The following is a 5,128-nucleotide window of genomic DNA, read 5'->3' on the forward strand; positions in this document are numbered from 1 at the left end:
GAAAATCTGCTCAATCAGCGTTATCAGCGTGCCAATAAAAAGCCACTGGTATCAAAATCCCAAATTGAAACAAATTCTTGTTTCTTTAATCTCATATCTACAAAATGAAAAACACTTTACTCATCCTTCTCCTCTTTATCTCCACACAAGTCTTCTCTCAAAAACTCACAAAAATCGAGAGCCAACTAATTGACCTGATCGACAAAAACTTTGAAGAAACTGTTGCTCTCCTAGAAAAGACCGTTAACATCAATTCGGGTACATTAAATCTGATGGGTGTCCGTGAGGTGGGAAGGGTTTTTGAAAGGGAATTTGCCAAAATCGGTTTTCAGACCGAATGGATAACCTTACCGGATTCTTTGAAGCGGGCAGGTCATTTTGTCGCCACCAGAAAAGGCACAAAAGGCAAGAAGCTGTTCTTTATAGGGCACTTGGATACGGTGTTTGAAAAAGACATGCCCTTCTACCCCTTCACCATGGTCAATGACTCCACTGCCAAAGGTCAGGGCGTAAATGACATGAAGGGTGGGAATGTGATGATTTTTGCAACATTGAAGGCTTTGGATCAAATGGGACTTTTGAAAGACCGGACCATCACTGTCTATTTCCCCGGAGATGAAGAAAATGCCGGAGACCCTTCGTGGGTCAGCCGGGCTGAGTTTGTCGAAAGGGCCAAGCAGCATGACTATGCCTTGGGTTACGAAACCGCCCAGGGATTCAATATTGCCACTGTGGCAAGAAGAGGGGCAAGTGGATGGACCTTGAAAACCACAGGAAAGCAAGTGCACTCATCAGGAGTCTTTAGGGAGTCAGTTGGCTACGGGGCTATTTATGAAGCATCAAGGATACTCAATCAATTCAGGGAGGAATTGGCCGGAGAGCAATACCTTACTTTCAACCCCGGACAGTTTATTGGCGGTTCGGATATCAGCTATAATCCGGATACAGGTGAAGGAGAGGCTTTGGGCAAAACGAATATAGTGGCAAGGGAAGCATTTGTTACCGGAGATTTGCGGTTTTTGGGTGAACCCCAAAAAGAAGCTGCCCGGGAAAAAATGAAACAGATAGTAACCCAAAACCTTAACGGCACAACCGCCGAAATCAAATTCCAAGATGGCATTCCGTCCATGCCCCCAACTCCGGGGAATTATGCTTTGGTGGAAATCCTGAGCAAAGTCAGTGTGGATATGGGTTTTGGGGCAATTGAGGCAGGCGATCCAGGTTCAAGGGGAGCGGGAGATATTTCCTATGTGGCCGATTACCTGGATTGCATCGATGGCTTGGGTGCATCAGGCACAGGTGCCCACTCTCCCGCAGAGACGATCAATATGAAGCAATATCCGGATTTGTTGAAGAGGAGTGTGGTGTTTGTGAATCGATTAATGGATCTTTAATTTTAGAAAGGCCTGTCAGGATTTCAAAACCTGACGGGCTGGTATTGGAAATGAACTTGCATCTCCATTATTTCAATTTGAAAAATTTGTTTTCAAACTTAGCTTATTCATATGGCTTAATTTGGAATTAACAACCAATAAAACTAGTGAAGAGATTAAAATAGATTGAATTTCATCGTAATAAATAATGACGCATCTAAAACCAAACTTAGATGCGTCACTATAGCAAGCTTGTCTTGGTCTTGCAATTTTTTCATGATTTAGACAATGCTTAACTAAATAAAGAAATTGAATATCATTTAATCTTATTCATTTCTGGATGAACCTTGTCGTTAAATATTTCTAATTTTTCCCATTGAACACCGATAGCATCCATTACCTTTTTTGTATATGGATAGACATTTTGCCTTCTGTATTGATCCATTTCAGAATTCTTAAGCTCAACACTTTTGTTCTTATCAGCCATTTCCTTTTGAGCCTGAATCAGAGCCAGTTTAGCCTCGTATATGGCTTTCTTTTTGGAATCTTTTAGTTTGAAATGCTTGACTGCCTCAGCAGCATAGTATTCGGCTTTCTTTTCTTGAAGTGAGGTTTGAACATCAGATGCCCAAAGGACATTTGAAAGGATCATTGCTAAGATTAATAGTACATTTTTCATTTTAATTGTATTTAGGTTATAGGTTTTAATAAGTAGGAACTGCTTCAGATTCCCATTTTTCTAGTTTATTTTTTAATTCTTTTTCTATGGCTAAGTTCTCTCCTATTCTATTTTGTTGTTCAGATATATCTTGCCCTACATTAAATAATTCAAACTTTCCACTTCTGTATTTGATCAGTTTCCAGTCTCCTGATATGATGGCTGCGTACTGATCTTCGTAGCTTCTATAGAAAAACAAATCCCTTGTTTCGAGGGGCTTGCCTATCAATGCAGGCATGAAGCTTACTCCTTGTATCTTATCTGATAAATAATGCTTTTGGGATGCTATTTCAATTAGTGTTGGAAATACATCAACGGTTTGGATTGGCGTATTTATAGTATGTCCAGGTATTGTTAAGCCTGGATAATACACGTATAAAGGAACTCTTGCACCACCCTCTCCCAAAGTATTACCGCCTGTTTTAGCCCCTGATAGAGGAGCATTACTATAGAAACCTCCCTGATCAGAAATTAGCAATATTACTGTATTTTCATCCAATCCATTTTGCTTAAGTGCCTCTCTTACGCGACCGACGGATTCATCCACACTTGCAACCATGGCAGCATAGGTAGCTTCTTTTGATTCATAACCCTTTGCAAGAAAATGATCAACAAGATCTTTCCTACCCACAAAAGGTGAGTGAACATTGTAATACCAAAAGGTCAGCATAAATGGATTTTCTTGTTTGTAGTTGTTTAAAAAATCCACAGCTTTATCTGTCAGGATATCTGTCAGATAATCTTCTGTATACTCAGAAAGCAAATCATCCTTGAAAAATTCAGGGTAGTAACTTTTGGGATGACCCCAATTACCAGTCCCAAACATCTCATCAAAGCCTTGATGAATTGGATGATAGGGTTCATGCCCTAAATGCCATTTTCCAATGAAAATGTTGTAGTAGCCATGTTCTTTCAAAACTTCTGCATACGTTTCTTCTTCTAAAGGCAACCAATTGATAGAAGGCATTTGTGCAGGATCATTTTTCCAGTAATTATACTTTTCATCATTGCTACCGTCCTTATTTTTATGTTCTATATGGCGGGGCATTTCCAGTCGTATAGCTTCCTTTCCTGTTAACAAACTTGCTCTGCTTGGACTACAGGTAGGGGTAGGTACATACGCCCTTTCGAATTCCATCCCATCTCTTTTCAGTTGATTGATGTGGGGAGTTTCAAACCTGTCATTGCGGTAGCCCACATCCGACCATCCCCAATCATCTACAAACAAGAGGACAATGTTAGGTTGATTTTTATTTGCTACATCTTGAGCGAATAGCGGCACATTTACTAAATATGCAAAGAAGATGATCGGAATCATCAAGCACTTGAATAGGTTCTTATAGGTCATTTTGGAATATTTTTTTTCTAATCTATTGGTCCTTTTTCAGCATCTGTAGGGTTTACCCAAGGAGTATCTTTTACTGTAAATTCTCCATCCATAAAGCGCTCATAGTAATTCCATCCGATTGGTTTGTGGAAGCGATAAGAATTGAAAACATCCCCATTACCAAACATCCTTGGATCTTCTTGCTCTTTGAGAATTGCCTCCATCCGATTTTTCAAAGACATTTTCAATTCAAGTAAATTAGGGTCTTCGGATAGATTGATCATACAATCTGGATCATTCGTGACGTTAAAGAATTCCTCTTCAGAAGTTCTTTTACCAAAGGACAAATTCCAGAAAAACTGGTCTTGACCGGATCGACGCATATTGAGTATTTGTGTCTTAGTCGGCGAAGCATCACAATCCAAATATCCTACCTCAGGGTTTCCAGCAGGATACAGTGAAATATCATAATTGAACAGGTACAAGTAATCATTGGAAACTATACCACGAATGGGAAAACCTTTATTTTCTGGTCTGCCATAATCATGTCGTTCTCGCCCAATCAAAACAAAATCTCTTTCTGGATTTACCTGACCTTCTTTGTTTGAATAAAAGATATCTGTCAGGCTTTTTCCTGGAGAGGGATGCATTTCAGAATCATCAAACTTTATCCCTGCCAATTCTAAAAATGTAGGCGCAAAATCAATAAAACTCACCAAGTCTTTGATAATTCTGCCTGGGCTTTTTATTCCTTTGGGCCATCTGATAGCCAAGGGCACTTTGTTGGAGTAAATGTATTCCTGCGCTTTTGCCCTAGGGAAAGGCATTCCATGATCCGAAGTCATGACGATGATTGTATTATCCAATAAGCCTCTCTTTTCAAGGCTTTCTATCATCCTTCCCAAATGCATATCAGCATATTCTATCTCTAGGGCATAATCTAGCATATCATTTCTTACCGTATCGGTATCCGGCCAAAAAGCTGGGACGCGATCAATATCTTCCAGTTTTTTGCTATTGGTCTGACCTGAGCCATATTCATATTTTCGATGGGGTTCATGGGCTCCATACCAAAAAAACCAAGCCTTACCATCTTCTAGATTATCAAGAAAATAATCGAATTCAGCAGAATAATCCGCACTGCTCATGCCTGTTGTCCAAGGTTCGGTGTTGTGTTTCTTTACCGGATAACCAATAAGCTCACGTCTTTTTCCATCAATCATCCCAGGATCACCTGGAGCGTATTCTTTACCAGTCCTGGCAGTTTCATATCCATTTTCTCTCAATACTTCAGGAAAAGTCTTGAACTTGGCAGGGAAAACCGCCCCATGATTGCCAGCCTCCTCCAATTGCCAAGAATTTCGTCCAGTCAATACATTGGCTCTTGATGGGGCGCACTTGGCATTTGGTGTGTAAGCATTGGTAAATAACAAGCCTTCCCTGGCTAAGCGATCAAAATGTGGTGTGGAAACCCAGTCAATACCATAAGCGCTCATGTGGGGAGAAGCATCATCCATAATGCAAAATAGAATATTGGGGCGCTCTTGGACCTTTTCAGGATATTGAATAAAACTATAAGCTAAGACTACAGCTAGAGTTCCAATAGTCAGTGTCCATCTGATCGATCTATTTTTCATGTACTAAGATTTTCAATCCAAAATTCTCTTCAATGTTTTCAACATTTTCTAGGTAGACAGTTCTATTGGAATC

General features: G+C 40.0%; 4 protein-coding genes. 1 reads left to right on the forward strand and 3 read right to left on the reverse strand.

What is annotated here, in order from left to right; all coding sequences use genetic code 11:
* Positions 1 to 104: 104 nt before the first annotated feature.
* Positions 105 to 1,394: a M20/M25/M40 family metallo-hydrolase gene (locus ACEW8U_RS09855; protein WP_373521871.1), complete on the forward strand. Its 1,290-nt coding sequence runs from the start codon at positions 105 to 107 to the stop codon at positions 1,392 to 1,394.
* Positions 1,395 to 1,689: 295 nt separating this feature from the next.
* Here the strand turns inward: ACEW8U_RS09855 and ACEW8U_RS09860 are convergent, their stop codons facing one another.
* From ACEW8U_RS09860 to ACEW8U_RS09870, 3 genes are read right to left on the reverse strand one after another with little or no spacing between them, the layout of a single operon-like run.
* Complete coding sequence (locus ACEW8U_RS09860; RefSeq protein WP_373521872.1) at positions 1,690 to 2,052, reverse strand: hypothetical protein; 363 nt, start codon at positions 2,050 to 2,052, stop codon at positions 1,690 to 1,692.
* 25 nt (positions 2,053 to 2,077) lie between these two features.
* Complete coding sequence (locus tag ACEW8U_RS09865; RefSeq protein WP_373521873.1) at positions 2,078 to 3,439, reverse strand: sulfatase; 1,362 nt, start codon at positions 3,437 to 3,439, stop codon at positions 2,078 to 2,080.
* Between the two features lie 17 nt (positions 3,440 to 3,456).
* Entirely contained in the window at positions 3,457 to 5,055 is a 1,599-nt protein-coding gene (locus ACEW8U_RS09870; RefSeq protein ID WP_373521874.1) for a sulfatase, read from the reverse strand.
* Positions 5,056 to 5,128: the final 73 nt, after the last annotated feature.

The sequence above is a fragment of the Aquiflexum sp. genome, from assembly GCF_041751335.1.
Taxonomy (GTDB): Bacteria; Bacteroidota; Bacteroidia; order Cytophagales; family Cyclobacteriaceae; genus Aquiflexum.

Coding starts and splice junctions, on each gene's coding strand:
- ACEW8U_RS09855 (WP_373521871.1), top strand. CDS start 105: ATGAAAAACACTTTACTCATCCTTCTCCTCTTTATCTCCACACAAGTC.
- ACEW8U_RS09860 (WP_373521872.1), bottom strand. CDS start 2,052: ATGAAAAATGTACTATTAATCTTAGCAATGATCCTTTCAAATGTCCTT.
- ACEW8U_RS09865 (WP_373521873.1), bottom strand. CDS start 3,439: ATGACCTATAAGAACCTATTCAAGTGCTTGATGATTCCGATCATCTTC.
- ACEW8U_RS09870 (WP_373521874.1), bottom strand. CDS start 5,055: ATGAAAAATAGATCGATCAGATGGACACTGACTATTGGAACTCTAGCT.